Genomic DNA, 17,847 nt, shown 5'->3' on the forward strand with positions numbered 1-17,847 from the left:
AGCGGCTATTATCTAAACGATTATGGCGATATTACTTGCGGTTTTCTGAACGCATGGTGACGCTTTTTCGCATTATCAATATTACTTTTATACTAGGCTCCACGTCTGTCATTTTAGTGATTATTAGCCTATTTACTCCGCTGTTTTCGCAAGCAATCGTTTATATCTTTTCTCTATTGCCACTACCTGATATGCCTTCTGCTGCAATGAGCTCACCGCCTACTGCCTATGTAGTCTTAGGCGGCGGTCTGACCAATGACCACAACAACCAAATTATCCTAAATCGCTATAGTCTCAATCGTGCCCGTACCGCTGCAGGCGCTTACCATGACTTACCTCTACCGATTGTACTGAGTGGCGCTGAAGCTCCATGGCTCGGTCAATGGTTGATGGAACACGGTATCGATGGACTGATCAGTGAAAATGCCAGCATGAATACGTGTGAAAACGCCCGTTTTACGGCTAAACGTATTCCGCTACGCCATGTATATCTGATTACTGATAGCTATCATATGGCGCGTGCACGCAGACAGTTTGCCTTAAATGGTATTAACAGCACACCACTTCCTGCGCCATTACCAGTTAGACGCGACTGGATGAAGCCTGCCCACAACTTAAGTCACTCACGGCGCGCTGTCTATGAGGTCGCAGCCTACCTGCGCGATGTGATACGCCCCCAGATGGACTGTCGCCATGCCAATGATGTGACTTCGCAGCAGCTATTGACCCCAAGAGGCAATGCCACAAAAAACTCTGACGAATAAACGTTAAAGATGTATACGATACTATTGAGAGACTCGTTCTAAATGCTACCGATCATCCACTACATTTGCGATAGGTGTATAATAATAAAAGACACTGCTATTGAAGAGAGTTACCATGCTCAGTATATTTTTATTAATCCCATTAAGTCTCATGCTATTTGTGGTTGCCATCTGGGCGGTGCGTTATGCGGTCAAGTCAAATCAATTCGAAGATCTGGACAATGCATCACAGCGTATTATATTGGATGACCGTCAAGAACGCCGCCAAACCATGCAGGCTCATGAACGCTCAGCACCTACTCAGCAACAAGATGAAACAGCCGCAACTGATGGAAATAACGATCATTCTGAGATAAATAAAGATTCAGAAATCTAATTTATCTGCCTTATAAATGCGTAATTTATTGGTGCCGTTTTATTAAATAATTCAGCACTAGCAAGTTCGCCCTTTACCATTCTTAGGAGACGCATTCATGACCATCGCTTTACTTGTGGCGGCATTACTAATGGGATTCTTTGGTTCACCGCATTGTTTAGGCATGTGTGGCGGTCTTGTGACCGCATTTGGTCTGTCTATGAAAGATGTCAGCCCCGCCAAACGTCGTGCTTTGGTGGCCACGTATCATTTTGGGCGTTTAACGAGTTACGCATTATTGGGTTTAATTGCAGGGCTAATCGGTATTACCGTATTAAAGCCATTGATGATGGGTAATAGTACACCGCGTATTTTATTAGGATTGGTACTGGTATTCGTCGGTGTGACGATGCTTGGTGCGCCGTTTTTGACTAAGCTCGAACGTTTTGGTATGCGCTTTTGGCAATACCTTAGCCCACTGCGTCAAAAGGTATTTCCACTTAATACTTTTCCGCGCGCATTAACAGCAGGGTTGCTTTGGGGCTTTTTGCCTTGTGGTTTGGTATATGGCGCTCTACTAATTGCGGTCGTTGCTCACAATCCATTAAGCGGTGCTGCGTTGATGTTTGTCTTTGGTTTAGGAACCATACCGATGTTGGTTGCGACGCATGAGACGGTCGGTTGGCTACGTGATAAGATTGGACGTTTTCGCCTAAGACAGCTAAACGGCGCGGTTATGGTAATATCAGGTTTGGCAGTAGCGGTCGTGCCGATGGTCATGGCAAATATGCATGGCGGCCATGGTGAGATGAATCATGGTAGCCACGCTGCTATGATGTCCAATATGGGCTCTCATGATATGAGCCAAATGAATCATGATACGGATATGGCAGCAGACATGGATCACAACATGCAGGATATGGACGACCATATGGACCATAGCATGCATGACATGAGTGATGAATCAATGGACATGAATCACCATGAGCATACTGAGATGATGGAACATGCTCAATAAAGTCATCTAAACAGATACTATTAGCACTTAGCATATAAAAAAGCCCTCAATACCATTTTTGATATTGAGGGCTTTTGCTTGTTAAATAATGCTCAGTTTATAGCAACTATTCCTGCCATTGCTCAAGCGTGAACTTGGTTTCTAAATGCTTCTCTAATGCCGGTATATTAAAAGCATCATCCTCACTCACAAAGCTGATACTAATACCTGTCTGACCCGCACGGCCCGTACGACCAATACGGTGTACATAATCATCTGGCTGATCAGGCAAAGTAAAGTTAACCACGTGGCTAATATCATCAACATGGATACCGCGCCCTGCCACATCTGTCGCCACCAAGATAGACGCGTGACCATCTTTGAAACGCTGTAAGTACTTCTCACGTTTTTGCTGAATGACATCGCCCGAGAGCATCACAATATTATGCGCTTGACGCAGTTTGTGATACAGACGCTTTACTTGGTCTTTACGATTGGCAAAGACGATGACCTTCTCTACTGCTTCATCACTGATAATACGCTGCAAGGCGTCTAGCTTTTGATCTTCTGTCAGCAAATAAAAATGCTGATCTACTAATTCACTGGTCTTGTGTTCAGGCTCAATTTCAACAAACTGAGGCTCATGTAACCAACGATAGGCCAAATTCATCACATCTTGGTTAAAGGTTGCAGAAAACAACAAGCTTTGGCGATCGGTATTGGCAGGCATTCGACCAACTAGGCGCTTGATATCAGGAATGAATCCCATATCTAACATACGATCGGCTTCATCGAGTACCAGTACCTCTACTCTATCTAGATACACCATACCTTTATTAGCAAGATCAATTAAACGGCCTGGCGTCGCTACCAAGATATCAACGTATTGACGTTCAAGCTCGTGTTGCTGAGTTTCATAGTTAGTACCGCCCATAATACAGACGCTATGTAGCGAGGTATATTTGGTTAATGCAATGCAGTCATCAAATATTTGCTGAGCCAGTTCGCGAGTTGGCGCCATGACCACAGCGCGCGGCTCACCAAGATAGCGCTCTTCGTCATTGGTAAATGGACGCTTAAGCAAGGCTTCCATAATAGTCAGTAGAAAGGTCGCTGTTTTCCCTGTGCCCGTTTGTGCTTGTCCGATAGCATCTTGATGTGCCAATGTATGCGGTAGTATCTTTGCTTGAATGGGCGTCAATTCAGTAAAGCCTAGATCACTTACTGCACGCAGGGTCGCTGTTGAAAGTGGCAAATCAGTAAACGTTGTAAAATTGCTCAAAAAAATATCCTTTTAAGTGAATTACTTGTATTTTATTAATTATAAATAAGCTCACAATGAACCTTTATAGTGTCAAATGTAGTGTTTAAACCGTAATCAGTAAGAGTAGCTTTATTAAGTCTGTGGGAAACCATCAGACATATAGGCATAAAAAAAGCCAAGCCCAAATCCAATCCTACCAAATATGCTGCAGTTCACTCAACATAGGTAAGATAAGATGGGCTTGACTCAGTAGTATATCAGTAGTTTGTACAGACATTATAACTAAACCGCTTTAATGTCTGAGTAAATTACTCTTCTATCTTTCTGACTTCTTCAGCTTGCAGACCTTTGTCACCTTCTACTACGCTGAACTCAACTTTTTCGCCATCTTTTAGAGAACGATAGCCATCACCCTGAATCGCGCGGAAATGGACAAAAATATCTTCTCCGCTGTCACGTTGAATGAAACCAAAGCCTTTTGAGTCATTAAACCACTTAACGATACCTTGCTCACGAGCTGACATAATATTACTTCCTAAAAAAGTCCGCTTAGCCCTAGCTTCCTTTGCGACATTGCATATAAACAGGGTCTAAGATTATGAAATCAAAAATTAAGAGTATTACTACTCTACTTACCATCGTCTATGTAGTACTTCAATTACCTACATAGTGCTTCCATAACGAATTCGCTAAACGCGCTTATTGTCATGAAATTTGATGATAGCAACAAACTTGCAATATTTATTGCATAAAAAATATCATAGCACGGGTTTTTAGCAACATAAAGACTTTTAATATGCTTTTTGATATCTAGATAATTTTTTAGACAAATTTTTATAACCTAGCTGGCAAGCTGTTATGATAAAGAGCAAAATGCGTTGAAGCCAATTTAGCTTGGCAGCTCGCGCCTTAAATTATTCATATATTATTATAAATTATTAACATCGCTCAATAGTTACCGAGACCATTATGACCTCCTCTACTCCATCAAAAACAGCCGAACAATCGACTAACGAAAATTCAAATCAAATACTGACTTATAAATTACTACTGGTAAACGGCGTAAATTTGAATTTACTAGGCAAGCGGGAACCGCACATTTATGGTCATACGACACTTGCTGATATAGAAAAGCAACTAGTTGAGCACGCCGCTCGCCACGGTGTAGAGTTAATATGTATACAGTCCAACCATGAAGGTAAGCTAGTAGACGACATTCAGCATCATGGATTATTGGCGGATAAATCTGCCCAAATTGACGCTATTATTATCAATCCGGCTGCATTTACGCATACTTCAGTGGCTCTGCGCGATGCGCTATTGGCCACCCAAAAGCCATTTATAGAAGTACATTTATCCAATGTTCATGCCCGTGAGCCTTTCCGTCATCATTCATATCTAAGTGACGTTGCGGTAGGAGTCATTTGCGGCTTGGGACAATTAGGCTATCAAATGGCGCTTGATTACTGGTTGAGCACTATGTATGCAGTTGACACAAGCAAATAATATGACTGTGCTTACTTTTTTATCAATGATTACTCGCGTTTTCACACATTAGTCAAACAGTAATCCTGCAATTAAAATAATAGAATTACGACTGAGTAAACAACCCATTATACGGTGACATGAATGGCAAAATCGTCCGGAAAACGCTTTATGAAACTCGCTGGCATGACAGCGAGTATTGCTGGCAAAGCCGCTAAAAACTCATTTAAGCATCTCTCAAGTGACGAAGAAAAACGTCTGCAAGCTCGCTCAGATCTGATGCAAGACGTGGGCGTTCAAATTGCCGAAACGTTGGGTGAGATGAAAGGCGCAGTGATGAAGGTCGGACAGATTGCTTCACAATATAAGGATGTATTCCCGCCTGAGGTTGCGTCAGCACTCGAAAAGCTACAGAAAGATGCGCCGCCAATGCCGTATGCGCAAATACAAGCTCAAGTTGAACGTGAATTGAAAGCGCCTATCTTAGAATTATTCAGCGAGTTTGAAGAGACACCTTTTGCCGCAGCATCCATTGGACAAGTGCACAAAGCGACGTTGCCATCGGGTCAAAAAGTGGTGGTCAAAGTCCAGTATCCTGATGTTGATGAAAACTGTGATAGCGATCTCAAACAAGTACGTATGGCATTAAAAATAGCTGGCGTGCTCAATATGAGTAAGCAACTACAAGAGCAGCTTTTTAATGAGATTCGCCAGAGTCTGCACGATGAATTAGACTATGTTAAAGAAGCTCATAACTTACGCGTATTCGGCGCTTTTCATGCAGAAGATGAAGGCCTTATTATTCCCAAAGTGATTAGTAGCCACTCTTCTAGACGGATTTTAACGTTGACCGAAGAGATGGGAGAAACATTGACTGTCGCTGCGACATGGGACAATGACATCAAACAAAAAATAGCAGAGCGCTTGTTTAATTTTACCGCAGGTCAGCTATTTGGCTTATACCGTATGCACTGCGACCCTCATCCAGGTAACTTCGCGTTCCGTCATGACGGTAGTGTCGTGGCATATGATTTTGGGGGTATCCGCAGTTATAGTGATAGCGAAGTGCAGCTATTCAAACGCTTTGTCAAACATGCGCTAAGAGGTGACGTCACTGCACTTGAACAAGATTTGATTGCCCTAGATATTCGCCGCGAAGATGACAAAAACATCCCTGGTGAGTTTTATGAAAAGTGGCTATCAATCGGACTCAAACCTTTATCCATTAGCCCCTATCAAGAAGGCGAGTTTGATTTTGGCAGCAGCCAAGTACATCACGAGGCCATTGCACAGATGCGTACGTCTTTGAAGTACTTTGGTCAGTTTCAACCCTCAGCCACCACTATGATGCTAGATCGTACTGTATCAGGACAATACTGGAATCTGGTCAATCTAGGCGTCGAGATCGACCTGTCACCACTGGTTGATGAATACATTGATGCGTAGATGCGTATTAGGTATGTTGACTGTCACGATTAAATCTATCTTTAGATATGTAGCGCGTGTCCACAACGATCGCAAAAGTCTGCCCCTACTGCATGGCCGAATTTACCACAGTTTGGACAAGTCACCGGGTTGAGCTGCGGACGCATGTTACGTGCTAGCTCTGATGTGAAAATACCTGTTGGTACCGCAATAATCGAGTAACCTGTGATCATGACCATGGTTGCAATTGCTTGCCCAAGCGGTGTCTTGGGTGACATATCACCGTAGCCAACCGTAGTCATCGTGACAACTGCCCAGTAGATAGACAGTGGAATACTGGTAAATCCATTCTCCGGCCCTTCTACCACATAAATAATCGAACCAAAGATGGTTACCAACAATACAAGCGATAGGAAGAAAACCGTAATTTTCTGCTGACTGGTTTTTAATGCGGATGCCAAAAACCCAGCCTGCTGCATATAGGCCTTGAGCTTAAGAACGCGGAACACACGTAAAATACGTAATACCCGTATCACGAGTAGATACTGTACGCCTACAAACATTAGGCTCAAATAACTTGGCAATACAGACAGTAAGTCTACTATTCCAAAGAAACTAAAAGCATAGCGTAAGCGGTTGGGTGCTGAAAACAGCCTTAACGCATACTCAATAGTAAACAAAATAGTAAAAAACCACTCTGCATAAAAGAACAACGTGCCATACTGCAAACGCATATATAGCACACTATCAAGCATGACGACCGCCACACTGGCTAAAATTGCAATCAGCAATACAATATCAAAGAGCTTACCCAGACGAGTATCTGTGCCTTCAATAATGATATGCGTACGGTTACGCAAGTGTGTAAGAGCTTCGGCGGTTGGTTGCTTCATAGAATCAGTACTTTATAAAATCAATGGCTTGATAGCACGCAATGACTTAAAATGTGATGGATAAGGGCAAGTTGGTCAAAATAGCTAAAACTGGTTTATAATATCGCTCACCTATCACAGTGAATACAATCTATAAGTTGCCACAGTGTAGCAAAAAAGCACTCTCAACAACATACAAATCGTTAACGTGCCAGTAGCGCTACTACCTCAAATAGACAAAGTAATGATAGTATAAAATCAGGCAATCAGATATCGAAGGTTGTTGTTAATCACTTTTTTTACCCATAAAAATAGTACGTAGAACTTAAGGATGTTATATGGCAGGCCATTCAAAATGGGCAAATATTAAACACCGTAAAGCCCGTCAGGATGCAGTAAGGGGTAAGATATTTACCAAAATTATTCGTGAAATCGTTTCAGCTGCCAAACAAGGCGATCCCGATCCTGACAAAAACCCACGCTTACGTGCCGTTATCGAAAAAGCCCTATCCGTCAATATGACGCGCGACACGATCAATCGTGCTGTCGACCGTGGTACAGGCGGCGGTGATAATGAGAATATGGAAGAAGTCAGTTACGAAGGCTACGGTGTTGGTGGTGTGGCTGTATTGGTCGAAACCATGACTGATAACCTTAACCGTACTGTCAGCGAAGTACGTCATGCTTTTACCAAGAATGATGGTAATCTTGGCACATCAGGCTCAGTGGCGTATCTATTCACCAAACGTGGCGAAATCACTTTTAACGATGTCAGCTTAGAAGATGAAGTCATGCTCGTTGCACTAGATGCGGGCGCCGTTGATATTGAAAATGATGGCGAAAGCTTACTCGTTATCACAGAATGGGAAAGTTTCGGTCAAGTCCAAGATGCCCTTAATGCGGCTGGTCTGATTTCTGACAACGCCGAGGTCACTATGTCACCATCTACCACGGCTGAGATCGACAATGTCGATGATGCTGAAAAGATCATGAAGATGATTGATATGCTAGAAGATGCTGATGATGTGCAAGAAGTTTATACTAACGTGAACTTCTCTGCTGACGTCATGGCTCAGCTTGAAGCATAAACTTATTAATTGTTCAGTAAAAAGGGCCAGATGCTAAAAGTATTTGGCCCTTTTTTATTAAGATAGATTTAGTTTTACGTCCAACTTCCTTCTAGTGCTAGTAAATACTCTTTTTTATCTAGCCCGCCTGTATAGCCACCAAGCTTACCGTCGCTCGCAATCACTCGATGACAAGGCACGATAATGCTAAAAGGATTTTTGCCATTGGCCTGCGCAACCGCACGGAATCCCTTTGGACTGTTGACACGCTGCGCGAGTGTGGCATAGCTGATGGTTTCGCCGTACTCAATACCTTGTAGTGCCTGCCATACTCTTTGCTGGAACTCAGTACCCATAGAGAAGTCTAAAGGTAAATCCAACGTCTTACGTTTACCATTAGCATAGTCTTTGAGCTGGAAAATCGTTTCTATTAATAATGCTTGAGCAGGCTCATTCATGCTTAGGCTATTTTTATCTATAAAAGTAAAGTCTTCATCTGTCAGACCATAGTACTTTTTAAGTTTAGGTACAGATTTTGAGCTATGCCATGAGTTACCTGCCAGCAGCCAGTTGGCTTCAACGAGCATAGGCTGACCATGCACATTGACACGAGCAATCAGTGTTAATCGATGTGACCCAAAGGCTGCTGTGGTAACTATCATAGCGTCTACTTCCCTATTGTCTTCAAAATAATTTACCAGATAAAACTGGCTCTCTTATTCTTTATCGTCGGTCTCGAATAAGGCGGCGACAAATTGCTTCGGACTAAAAGAACGTAAGTCGTCAATCGACTCACCCACACCAATATAACGGATAGGCACATCTGTCGTTTCGGCAATATTAAACACCACACCACCTTTAGCAGTACCGTCTAGCTTAGTAATGGTGATGCCTGTCAGTGGCACAACTTTATTAAACAGTTCGACTTGGTTGATAGCATTTTGACCCGTGCCAGCATCCAGCACAATCATACCTTCATGCGGAGCACTTGGATCCGCCTTACGCATGACACGTACGACCTTCTCCAATTCTGCCATCAAATGCGTTTTGTTTTGCAGACGTCCCGCAGTATCGGCAATGAGCACATCGATATTTTTTGCTTTGGCTGACTGCATCGCATCAAAAATGACAGAAGCGCTGTCAGAACCATGACCTTGCGCTACCACTGGAATATGATTGCGCTCGCCCCAAATCTGTAACTGCTCAGTAGCTGCCGCACGGAACGTATCACCCGCTGCCAGCATGACTGATTTACCCTCGCCCTGCAGACGCTTGGCAAGCTTACCAATCGTTGTAGTTTTCCCTACACCATTGACACCTACTACCAATATAACAAACGGCTTTTTGCTAGTATCAATCACCAATGGCTCAACTTTTGGTGTGAGGATATCAACCAACTCACTTTGCAATGCTTTATATAGAGAGTGTGCGTAAATCAAGTCACCACGATCTGTCTGCTCGGTAAGGCTCTTGATGATACGGTTCGTCGCGTTGACGCCGATATCGGCTACCAATAGCTGATCTTCGACTTCTTCTAAGAGCTCGTCATCAATCTCTTTGCCACCGATTAAGATACTGACCATGCCTTCGGCTAAGTTTTTGCGTGACTTACTGAGGCCCGTTTTCATACGGTTAAACCAGCTGCCCTTTTTCTTATTTTCTTTAGTCTCTTGTGACTCTTGTAACTCTGTAGCAGGCTCTTTGGTAGTAGCTGCCTGTACATTACTGTCAGCCACTGGGTTTACGCTTGGTGTATCACCCAATTGCTCTTGCAATGGCATAGCAGGAATGGTTGACGCAGTATTAGTTTGACTTGTAGCAGCGGCTGTCTCTGTAGCGCTTGAAAAGCTTTCAGAATTACCTTTAGGGACATTATGCTCTTCTGTCATAACAATTGGCGTCGCTAAAGCAATATTGTCCGCAGCATCATTACTAGAGACGTCTTGGTTTACCATACTGTCCTTTTGCGGAGCAATATTTTCTGTTTCATCAATAATGGGCACAGATTGCACCGGTAGACTGGGTAAGGTAATATCATCGTCATCTAAGTCGTCAAGACCAGCATCAAGGTTAATGACTACGCGGTTGCTATTGTTTGGGTTGTTCATAAATTTGCCCTAAAAGTTATCACGATCAATTATTTGTTTATTGTTAATGGATTCATAGGTTGTCATCTGGCTACGAGCGACATGACATCTAATTTTGACCTATTTTAGCATAATTCAAGTCATGCTCAGCCCTTACCCTATTAGACTATCGTCAAAATTTATCTGTTTAAAAAATCACTCGATGATTTGAGAAAGTTTTGCTTAAGGTTTAGACACAAAATTCTGACCTGTTACTTGTCAGACTTCGCCTACTCTACCAAGACTTATTCGATAAAAACTTATTAGGAATCCGTTATGTCATTACTCTCTAAGCACTATAAGAAAATCAGCAGCATCAGTGTGGCTGTTTTATTAACGACGACTACATTGGTGACAGGTTGCACCACGACGCAAGAGTTCAGACCGACTGCTAGTGTTATGGTTGGTGCTCAGACCTCTTTGTAATGCCTGCTATCACTATGATTAGCATTTAATTCTTCTATTATTATTTTATATAAGTAGACCATATCATGCCATTGTCTTTACCTCTAGCAGCTGCGCCATTACGCATGGCTTGTGCCTTAGCAGTAGCAGCGTCACTTGCTGCGTGTCAAACCAATACGATGCCTACTGACTCTGCAACCGTGACAAGCTCAATCGCAACAGATAGCTTGGCTCAAAACATATCAGATGAAAATAAAACGAGCAAAGACACTCAGCCGTCTGAGTTGACAATGGACATGTCAGGTCGACATGAATATCAGTTAGAAAATGGTCTAAAAGTCGTCATAAAAGAAGACCACCGTGCCCCAGTCGCTATGACACAAATCTGGTACCGAGTGGGCTCGGCAGATGAGCCTCTTGATAAAGGCGGTATCTCTCACTTACTCGAGCACATGATGTTTAAGGGCACGACCAACGTTTCTAGTGATGATTATGAGCGGCTAATTGCTAAGTTTGGTGGTGTCAATAATGCCTTTACCAGCTATGACTATACCGGATACTACGAGCTATTCCCTGCCAATCGTATGCCGTTAGCGCTAGAGCTTGAAGCAGATCGCATGAAAAACCTTATATTTGATGACAAAGAATTTGCTAAAGAGCATCAAGTGGTCATGGAAGAGCGTCGCCAACGTACTGATGACAATCCGCTTGCTAAAGCGTATGAGTCATTTCGTCTGCTGGCCTTACCTGACAGCCCAAAAGGCGAATCTGTCATTGGACCTATGAACGAGCTAGAATCGATTAAACTTTCAGATCTAAAAAATTGGTATAAGACGTGGTATGCACCAAATAATGCAACGTTAGTCATCGTCGGCGACGTGCAACCACAAGAAGTACTTACTCAAGTCAAACGTTACTTTGGTGATTTAGAAAAAAGCAACCTACCCAAACGTACCTCTGTGACTCAAAAAGGCTTCCGTGGTTATCAAAAGGTAGACTCTGAGCAAGCCGTTCAAGTGCCCGTTCTACTGATGGGTTACAACGTGCCAAGCCTTGCCACGGCAGGCACCAACAATGAAAAACAAGCTTATGCCCTGTCACTTGCGCAAGATGTGCTCGATGGCGGCTTATCTGCACGCTTAGAGAGTCGACTGATACGTGAGCAAGGTATATTGACGACGGTTGGTACTTCTTACGACTTGCTAGATCGCGGTGATGGGCTGTTTTTGATTCAAGCAACACCGCGTGAAGGCGTCAGCTTAGAGCAAGCACAACAAGCTATAACTTCGGAAATAGAAAAGCTAAAAACCGATCCTATTGCCGATGACGAGATCAGTCGCGCCAAGACCAATACGGTTACTGGTTTGATTTATGCGCAAGACAGCATGGAAGGACAGGCACGTATGATTGGCTCGTTACAATCTATCGGTCTAGATGACAGACTGCTTGCTAAGTTGCCAACTAAGCTCGACGGTATTAGTGTGGCTGATATTCAAACTGCCAGTAAAAAATATTTGGTCAAGGACAACTTAACGGTGATGCATGTCGTACCACCTAAAGACAATAAAACCTCAGCGAAATAGTCGCTGCCTATTATCAAACGTCTCATAGAAATGACCATAACACCGTATTCTTAATAAGAAGAAACTCATGATTCAGAATAAATACGACTATAAAGTCAGACAACAAGCTTTTAAGATTGCTTCACCTTCTGTAAGAAGCACTATCGCATCTAAAAAGCGAGCCTACCTCAGTGCTAGCGTAATTCTCGCTTTTAGCGTCTTGGCTACTACTGCTCAAGCTGATACAACAGCTGCTGAAGATTACCGGGCACCTGCTGCAGTCGATGCAAGTGCGCCAATTGCTGCTCTATCTAAACTGACCAGCTTAGCCGATGACAAACCTTTAAAAGTCACCGTACCGACCATTCAACAGTTTAAGACCAAGTCTGGCGTACCTGTTATGTTTGTACAAACGACCACCTTGCCAATTGTCGATGTTGATTTGCGTTTTAATGCTGGTAGCGCGCGTGATGGTAGTATCAAAAAGGATGGTTTCGGTATTGCGAATATGACAGCGACGATGCTCGAACAGGGCTCAAAAAGCCTAGATGAAAATGCATTTACTCGTGCAGTGGAAACGTTGGGCATCAATCTAAGCAGTAGCGCCTATAAGGATATGTTTATTGTTTCACTGCGTAGCCTATCTGATGATAAGCATCTCCTGCCAGCCATTGACTTAATGACACAGATGGTGAGTGAACCTAACTTTGACGAGCAAGTTCTAGCTCGCAATAAAGCAAGACTGTTGGTAGGCCTGCAGCAACAAAAACAAGATCCTAATAGCTTAGCAAGTATCGCTTTCAACGAGGCTCTATATGGTACTCACCCTTACGCGCATCCATCAGTCGGCACGCTAGAAAGCGTTCCTACGATTGAGAAGCAACAACTGATAGACTTTAAAAATAAATATCTAGTTGCAGCAAACGCGTCTGTTGCTATGACCGGCAACCTGACATTAAAACAAGCCAAAAAACTGGCAGAAGACATCACTGCTAAATTGCCTACTGGCCAAGCTGCCACTGATTTACCTGAGCCGAAACCGCTTACCAAAGCGCAGCACGTTCATATTCCATTCCCAAGCACTCAAACCACTGTACTCATGGGACAGCTAGGTAGCAAACGAGCTACCGACCCAATAGCACAGCAGCAGCAAACCAACTTTGCTGTTGGAAACGAAGTCATGGCAGGCAGTGATTTTAATGCGAGACTAATGACTGAGGTGAGACAAAACCTTGGCTATACTTATGGAATCTCAGGATCGATGAACCCAATGCTCTCTCGAGGTCCCTACCAGATTGGTTTTTCGACACGTAATGACAAGGCGCGTGCGGCCATTGATGCAAGCTTAGCGGTTATCAACGAAACGCTGGACAAGGGTATCACCACTGAGGAGATGCGCTTAACTACAGATAATCTGAAAAATAGCTTCCCGATGGGATTTGCGAGCAATGTAGGTATCAATAGCTTACTTGGAATGATGAATTTTTACCAATTACCGAATAATTACTTAGCTGACTATACCAATCGCATTGATCAAGTCACACTTTCAGAGGTCAATCAAACCATGCGAGATACGCTAAAGCCTGATAACTTTTTAATAGTTACGGTTGGGCAAGAAGATCCTTGGAAAGAAAAGAAAGTGGTAGAAAAAACCAGCAAGAAATAAATCGCTAGGAAGCAATATTAGAAATAAGCGTTATCAATCCAATGGACGTATTATAAATGGTAAAAAATACTACTCATAATATGTCCATTTAAATATTTGAACGGCTATAATCTTTAAATAAGAAGCAGAACATTCTTAATGCTTGGCATTAGGAATACTTGGCGTCAGAAATTTTTAGCGCAACATCATAGACAAAATGCTCAGGCTTATGGGTAGCCCCGTTATAGCTCAAACGGATAACATGCTTATCATAAGACGTCACTTTATAATTACCATTGGCAAAGTTATGTAGCGTCGGCACAATTAATAGCGCTTCTATTTGACGGTTATCTACTTTAACATTGAGGCGCTGACCCTCTCGCGGATATAAGAAATAATCACAGTAGTCATTTACCATGACCTCTGATATACGTTCGATAACCTGATTACCTGTTTCTTCTTGAATTAATTTTGGACAGACATCAGAGCGCTTAGAGGCTAAACGAGCGTAAGAGTTCTTGATACTATCTTCTATCTCTTTAGAGCTTTGTATATGTCTATCAGCTTTATCCGTCACTATCATATTGTTTTCAGAGGACATCTCTGTACTACACGCATTAATCAATAATACCGACATAAGTGCAGAAGTAAACAAAGCGCCATACTTATAGTTCGAGTGCAAAAAACTTTGCTTCTCGTTATTTAATTTATGATAGTTTTTCATTGTCAAGCGCTGATTTTTCATAGTTTTCGCTTAAAGTAAATTTGGTGGTTTTCTTTATAAGCCATGAAAATATAAAGGCGATTGATAACAGATATTATTAAAGCATAGTTTTTAAAGACCAAACAAATTTTTAATGAACTCATGCGTCTATCCTATGAATCCTACCAAATAATTACAAAATTATTATTTTTAGTAAACACCGGAATAGTATATATAAAAATGAATATATATCTAGCGTTATCTCGGCTAACTTTATAATTATTTGAATTCTCGATTCTTGATAAATCAATTAATAGCGGCAAGAAGAGGAACTACTAGCGTGATTGAATCCCCATTTGCGATAACCATCAGTATCTAAATGAATAGCCCCTGTCGCATATAATCCTAAGCCAAAGTTATAAGGCTGTCCTTGATACTGCCAAAACTGACATAAGCCATCATGCATAGTACTCAAGCGCCATAGATTGTCTTCATACTCAGGTACCCAGATATCGATAGCACTTGCATTCATATGCTTACTACCGTCTGCCCCGCCTGCACAATCATTCAAACCTGGGTTACGATATACCGAACGTATCTCACTGCTGAGTGGTAAAATGCCTTGGTTTTTCAACTCACTATAAAGGCGTAATGTTGGTACAATGTTAGACCATAGTTCTTGAGGTGGCAGTTGATAAGGCTCATATCCGCATTTACTCCAACTACGGGCAGTCGTCAGCAGTTGAGACAATGGCGGTACATTCTGTGATCCGACTCGTGCGCTAAGATAACGCTCATACTCTGCTACTTGTCTGGCACGATAACTATTGCTATTTAACCATGCATTAAAGTCCATATTCATAGAATCGTTATAAGCACCATTATAGGTGTTGTTTGCTGTACTATAAGTAGTACCGCGTCTCACTACATTCACACGTTTGTTTTCTTCAATGGACAACCTAGCATCAATTTCGAAATCACGCTGTTTTTGTACAATCAAGTTTTGCATACTGTCGCTATTTGATGCGTTCGCACCACTCAACATGGTAACACCAGGACGCTGATTTGAGCTGTTAGTAGAGGGCGTTATATACGCATTACTGTTATTGCTTGTACTGCTACTTTGACGTATTTGAATACGGCGTTCACTATCATCACTGATGATAACGGCATGAGCACTGACACTGCCAGCACATAGGATAAGGGTGATAATAGGTTGGCAAATTTGCCTATACGCATGGATTTTTGATTTTATCATTGCAATAAACTACCGCTAAAAACGTTTTATCGATACTATCAAATTTTCAACAAGCAGGCTAAACTATCGCTTCTAATTTGAAGTCCAATATTGATAATTAACACTTATCCTTACAACTTTTATAATTGAGTGACTTTATTATTATTTGTGAATTATATAGCCATCGCGTGCTCGCATACTTTTATTAAAATCGGTAATTTTAAGTACGCTTCTCATCATTATTTATAATGAGATAATTTAGTTAGTACTTCCCTCCTACACCAATTGTTAGCCAAATTCTGCCTATGTCTTCTAACCCGCAATATCGTTTTTCACGTCAGAGCCATCATTTGGGTCAAGGTCATGCACCGACACTATGGCAACGCATTCATATCGACCCATGGTTAACTTTACTGTTATTGACGGTCTGTTGTATTGGTCTGACGATTCTATACAGCGCCGCAAGCCAAGATATTGGTATGGTCATTCGCCAAATGGTCAGTTATGGAGTGGCATTCGCGGTAATGTTTACTATGGCGCAGATACCGCCTAGTCTCTATCGTACTTTCACACCCATATTTTATGTCTTAGGACTTATCTTATTGGTATTGGTAGATATTATTGGTGAAGTACGTATGGGTGCTCAGCGCTGGATCAATTTGCCTGGGTTCGGTAGTGTGCAGCCTTCAGAGTTTATGAAGCTTGGTATGCCAATGATGTGTGCTTGGTTTTTGTCTAAGCGTGATTTGCCACCGTCAGCATCTAGCATTGCTATCACCTTAGCATTGATCATTGTACCGGTGCTATTAATTGCTAAAGAGCCTGATCTTGGTACGTCGTTACTGGTCGCTGCTAGTGGTATATTTGTGCTTTTCTTAGCAGGCCTTTCATGGCGATTGATTTCTGCTGCTGTAATTTTAGCTGTGCCGTTTATTGCTTTTGCTTGGAATTTTTTACTCCACGACTATCAGCGTACGCGAGTATTGACACTCCTTAATCCTGAAGCAGATGTACAAGGTGCTGGGTGGAACATCATTCAATCGAAGACAGCCATTGGTTCTGGTGGCCTCACTGGAAAAGGCTATCTAGAAGGCACACAATCGCACTTACATTTCCTACCAGAAGGCCATACTGACTTTATTATTGCCGCCTTCTCCGAAGAGTTTGGCTTGCTCGGTGTGATGCTACTGATGTTCATTTACTTTTGCCTTCTATCACGCGCCTTATATATCGCTTTCACCCATCCTGATGTTTATAGTAGATTGTTGGCTGGTGCTATAGCTATGTCTTTCTTTGTTTATATATTCGTCAATGTCGGCATGGTTGGCGGTATTTTGCCTGTCGTAGGTGTTCCACTACCATTCATTAGTTATGGTGGTACGGCTATCGTGACTTTGATGGCAGGATTTGGCCTACTCATGTCTATCCATACACATAAATCCAGCTAACTTGTATAATATACTTTCTGTATAATTCGTCTTTCAAGTAAGTCGTTATAATAATTATGGTAGTACCATTAAGATAAATTGTTTTGTACTACTAATGATTTGATAAAAGACAATGAGCCATGGCGCGAAGCAAAGTTTTATTCTTAGCGCTATGGCTTTTTTATTTTAATATTTTTCATATAATGTATGTTTGTATTAATCACTAGAATAGTTACAAATCCGAAATAATTGTTCGTTTTAGTGCCTCTTATTTTTAATAGTAAATAGACATGATTTTCAATATGAGTTAATCGCCTATAAGTTCAGAAAGATTTTATTCCTTGTTTTTTACAAAAAATTGCGTTAACCTCGTTTTACTGTACTCTGATACATAACCCGTACATAGCTACTAATAAACTTTGCATTTAAATATATTTAGGTTGTAGCGTAGCCGTATAGTTAGCATCTTGTAGATTCCAGACTTTCAAATACACTACTTAATTAACGGTTTGA

Annotated in this window: 17 protein-coding genes; 10 read left to right on the forward strand and 7 right to left on the reverse strand. The window is 42.0% G+C overall.

The genetic code is table 11. The features are described 5' to 3' along the window. The first annotated feature begins 35 nt into the window (after positions 1-35). The 3 genes from JMX07_RS07840 (at position 36) to JMX07_RS07850 (ending at position 2,137) form a co-directional block, all read left to right on the forward strand. On the forward strand, positions 36-764 hold the full coding sequence (locus tag JMX07_RS07840; RefSeq protein ID WP_227684704.1) for a YdcF family protein: 729 nt from the start codon (positions 36-38) through the stop codon (positions 762-764). 115 nt (positions 765-879) lie between these two features. Then, positions 880-1,140, forward strand: coding sequence for a cbb3-type cytochrome oxidase assembly protein CcoS (ccoS, locus tag JMX07_RS07845; RefSeq protein WP_227684706.1), 261 nt, complete (start codon positions 880-882; stop codon positions 1,138-1,140). 97 nt (positions 1,141-1,237) lie between these two features. Beyond that, positions 1,238-2,137: a sulfite exporter TauE/SafE family protein gene (locus JMX07_RS07850; RefSeq protein WP_201607278.1), complete on the forward strand. Its 900-nt coding sequence runs from the start codon at positions 1,238-1,240 to the stop codon at positions 2,135-2,137. 106 nt (positions 2,138-2,243) lie between these two features. Here the strand turns inward: JMX07_RS07850 and JMX07_RS07855 are convergent, their stop codons facing one another. Further along, entirely contained in the window at positions 2,244-3,398 is a 1,155-nt protein-coding gene (locus tag JMX07_RS07855) for a DEAD/DEAH box helicase (RefSeq protein ID WP_102091784.1), read from the reverse strand. A gap of 290 nt (positions 3,399-3,688) precedes the next feature. Beyond that, complete coding sequence (locus tag JMX07_RS07860) at positions 3,689-3,904, reverse strand: cold-shock protein (RefSeq protein WP_057760416.1); 216 nt, start codon at positions 3,902-3,904, stop codon at positions 3,689-3,691. Between the two features lie 445 nt (positions 3,905-4,349). Between JMX07_RS07860 and aroQ the strand changes: the two genes are divergently transcribed. Both aroQ and JMX07_RS07870 read left to right on the forward strand, forming a co-directional pair. Next, positions 4,350-4,886: a type II 3-dehydroquinate dehydratase gene (aroQ, locus tag JMX07_RS07865; RefSeq protein ID WP_201607280.1), complete on the forward strand. Its 537-nt coding sequence runs from the start codon at positions 4,350-4,352 to the stop codon at positions 4,884-4,886. 123 nt (positions 4,887-5,009) lie between these two features. Further along, positions 5,010-6,311, forward strand: coding sequence for an ABC1 kinase family protein (locus tag JMX07_RS07870; RefSeq protein ID WP_201607282.1), 1,302 nt, complete (start codon positions 5,010-5,012; stop codon positions 6,309-6,311). 41 nt (positions 6,312-6,352) lie between these two features. On the opposite strand, the gene JMX07_RS07875 is transcribed toward JMX07_RS07870, so the two are convergent. Next, positions 6,353-7,183 (reverse strand): ion transporter, encoded by an 831-nt coding sequence (locus tag JMX07_RS07875; protein WP_057760421.1) that lies wholly within the window; start codon positions 7,181-7,183, stop codon positions 6,353-6,355. 317 nt (positions 7,184-7,500) lie between these two features. Here JMX07_RS07875 and JMX07_RS07880 point away from each other — a divergent pair, with 317 nt between their 5' ends. Next, complete coding sequence (locus tag JMX07_RS07880; protein WP_102091781.1) at positions 7,501-8,250, forward strand: YebC/PmpR family DNA-binding transcriptional regulator; 750 nt, start codon at positions 7,501-7,503, stop codon at positions 8,248-8,250. A gap of 74 nt (positions 8,251-8,324) precedes the next feature. Here JMX07_RS07880 and JMX07_RS07885 read toward each other — a convergent pair whose 3' ends face one another. Beyond that, positions 8,325-8,891, reverse strand: a complete 567-nt coding sequence (locus tag JMX07_RS07885) for a methylated-DNA--[protein]-cysteine S-methyltransferase (RefSeq protein ID WP_201607285.1) — start codon at positions 8,889-8,891, stop codon at positions 8,325-8,327. A 54-nt stretch (positions 8,892-8,945) separates the two neighbouring features. Next, the gene (ftsY, locus tag JMX07_RS07890) at positions 8,946-10,337 is read right to left on the reverse strand and encodes a signal recognition particle-docking protein FtsY (RefSeq protein WP_201607287.1); all 1,392 of its coding nucleotides are present in this window, start codon (positions 10,335-10,337) and stop codon (positions 8,946-8,948) included. A gap of 294 nt (positions 10,338-10,631) precedes the next feature. Between ftsY and JMX07_RS07895 the strand changes: the two genes are divergently transcribed. From JMX07_RS07895 to JMX07_RS07905, 3 genes are all read left to right on the forward strand, one after another. Beyond that, positions 10,632-10,781 carry a hypothetical protein gene (locus JMX07_RS07895; RefSeq protein WP_201607288.1) on the forward strand — a complete coding sequence of 50 codons (150 nt, stop codon included), beginning with the start codon at positions 10,632-10,634 and terminating at the stop codon, positions 10,779-10,781. 65 nt (positions 10,782-10,846) lie between these two features. After that, positions 10,847-12,343 (forward strand): M16 family metallopeptidase, encoded by a 1,497-nt coding sequence (locus tag JMX07_RS07900; RefSeq protein WP_201607290.1) that lies wholly within the window; start codon positions 10,847-10,849, stop codon positions 12,341-12,343. Between the two features lie 67 nt (positions 12,344-12,410). Beyond that, positions 12,411-13,988: a M16 family metallopeptidase gene (locus JMX07_RS07905; RefSeq protein WP_201607292.1), complete on the forward strand. Its 1,578-nt coding sequence runs from the start codon at positions 12,411-12,413 to the stop codon at positions 13,986-13,988. A 148-nt stretch (positions 13,989-14,136) separates the two neighbouring features. Here JMX07_RS07905 and JMX07_RS07910 read toward each other — a convergent pair whose 3' ends face one another. Together JMX07_RS07910 and JMX07_RS07915 are read right to left on the reverse strand one after the other, a co-directional pair. Continuing rightward, a complete protein-coding gene (locus JMX07_RS07910) occupies positions 14,137-14,712 on the reverse strand; it encodes a hypothetical protein (RefSeq protein ID WP_102093395.1) in 576 nt (191 codons plus the stop codon). A gap of 268 nt (positions 14,713-14,980) precedes the next feature. Further along, complete coding sequence (locus JMX07_RS07915; protein ID WP_201607294.1) at positions 14,981-15,928, reverse strand: D-Ala-D-Ala carboxypeptidase family metallohydrolase; 948 nt, start codon at positions 15,926-15,928, stop codon at positions 14,981-14,983. Positions 15,929-16,212: 284 nt separating this feature from the next. Here JMX07_RS07915 and rodA point away from each other — a divergent pair, with 284 nt between their 5' ends. After that, a complete protein-coding gene (gene rodA, locus JMX07_RS07920; RefSeq protein ID WP_201607295.1) occupies positions 16,213-17,355 on the forward strand; it encodes a rod shape-determining protein RodA in 1,143 nt (380 codons plus the stop codon). Positions 17,356-17,847: the final 492 nt, after the last annotated feature.

The sequence above is a fragment of the Psychrobacter immobilis genome, from assembly GCF_904846235.1.
GTDB classification, from domain to species: domain Bacteria; phylum Pseudomonadota; class Gammaproteobacteria; order Pseudomonadales; family Moraxellaceae; genus Psychrobacter; species Psychrobacter immobilis_C.

Coding starts and splice junctions, on each gene's coding strand:
- JMX07_RS07885 (WP_201607285.1), bottom strand. CDS start 8,891: ATGATAGTTACCACAGCAGCCTTTGGGTCACATCGATTAACACTGATT.
- JMX07_RS07905 (WP_201607292.1), top strand. CDS start 12,411: ATGATTCAGAATAAATACGACTATAAAGTCAGACAACAAGCTTTTAAG.
- JMX07_RS07910 (WP_102093395.1), bottom strand. CDS start 14,712: ATGAAAAATCAGCGCTTGACAATGAAAAACTATCATAAATTAAATAAC.
- JMX07_RS07900 (WP_201607290.1), top strand. CDS start 10,847: ATGCCATTGTCTTTACCTCTAGCAGCTGCGCCATTACGCATGGCTTGT.
- aroQ (WP_201607280.1), top strand. CDS start 4,350: ATGACCTCCTCTACTCCATCAAAAACAGCCGAACAATCGACTAACGAA.
- ccoS (WP_227684706.1), top strand. CDS start 880: ATGCTCAGTATATTTTTATTAATCCCATTAAGTCTCATGCTATTTGTG.
- JMX07_RS07860 (WP_057760416.1), bottom strand. CDS start 3,904: ATGTCAGCTCGTGAGCAAGGTATCGTTAAGTGGTTTAATGACTCAAAA.
- JMX07_RS07870 (WP_201607282.1), top strand. CDS start 5,010: ATGGCAAAATCGTCCGGAAAACGCTTTATGAAACTCGCTGGCATGACA.
- JMX07_RS07850 (WP_201607278.1), top strand. CDS start 1,238: ATGACCATCGCTTTACTTGTGGCGGCATTACTAATGGGATTCTTTGGT.
- JMX07_RS07915 (WP_201607294.1), bottom strand. CDS start 15,928: ATGATAAAATCAAAAATCCATGCGTATAGGCAAATTTGCCAACCTATT.
- JMX07_RS07880 (WP_102091781.1), top strand. CDS start 7,501: ATGGCAGGCCATTCAAAATGGGCAAATATTAAACACCGTAAAGCCCGT.
- ftsY (WP_201607287.1), bottom strand. CDS start 10,337: ATGAACAACCCAAACAATAGCAACCGCGTAGTCATTAACCTTGATGCT.
- rodA (WP_201607295.1), top strand. CDS start 16,213: ATGTCTTCTAACCCGCAATATCGTTTTTCACGTCAGAGCCATCATTTG.
- JMX07_RS07875 (WP_057760421.1), bottom strand. CDS start 7,183: ATGAAGCAACCAACCGCCGAAGCTCTTACACACTTGCGTAACCGTACG.
- JMX07_RS07895 (WP_201607288.1), top strand. CDS start 10,632: ATGTCATTACTCTCTAAGCACTATAAGAAAATCAGCAGCATCAGTGTG.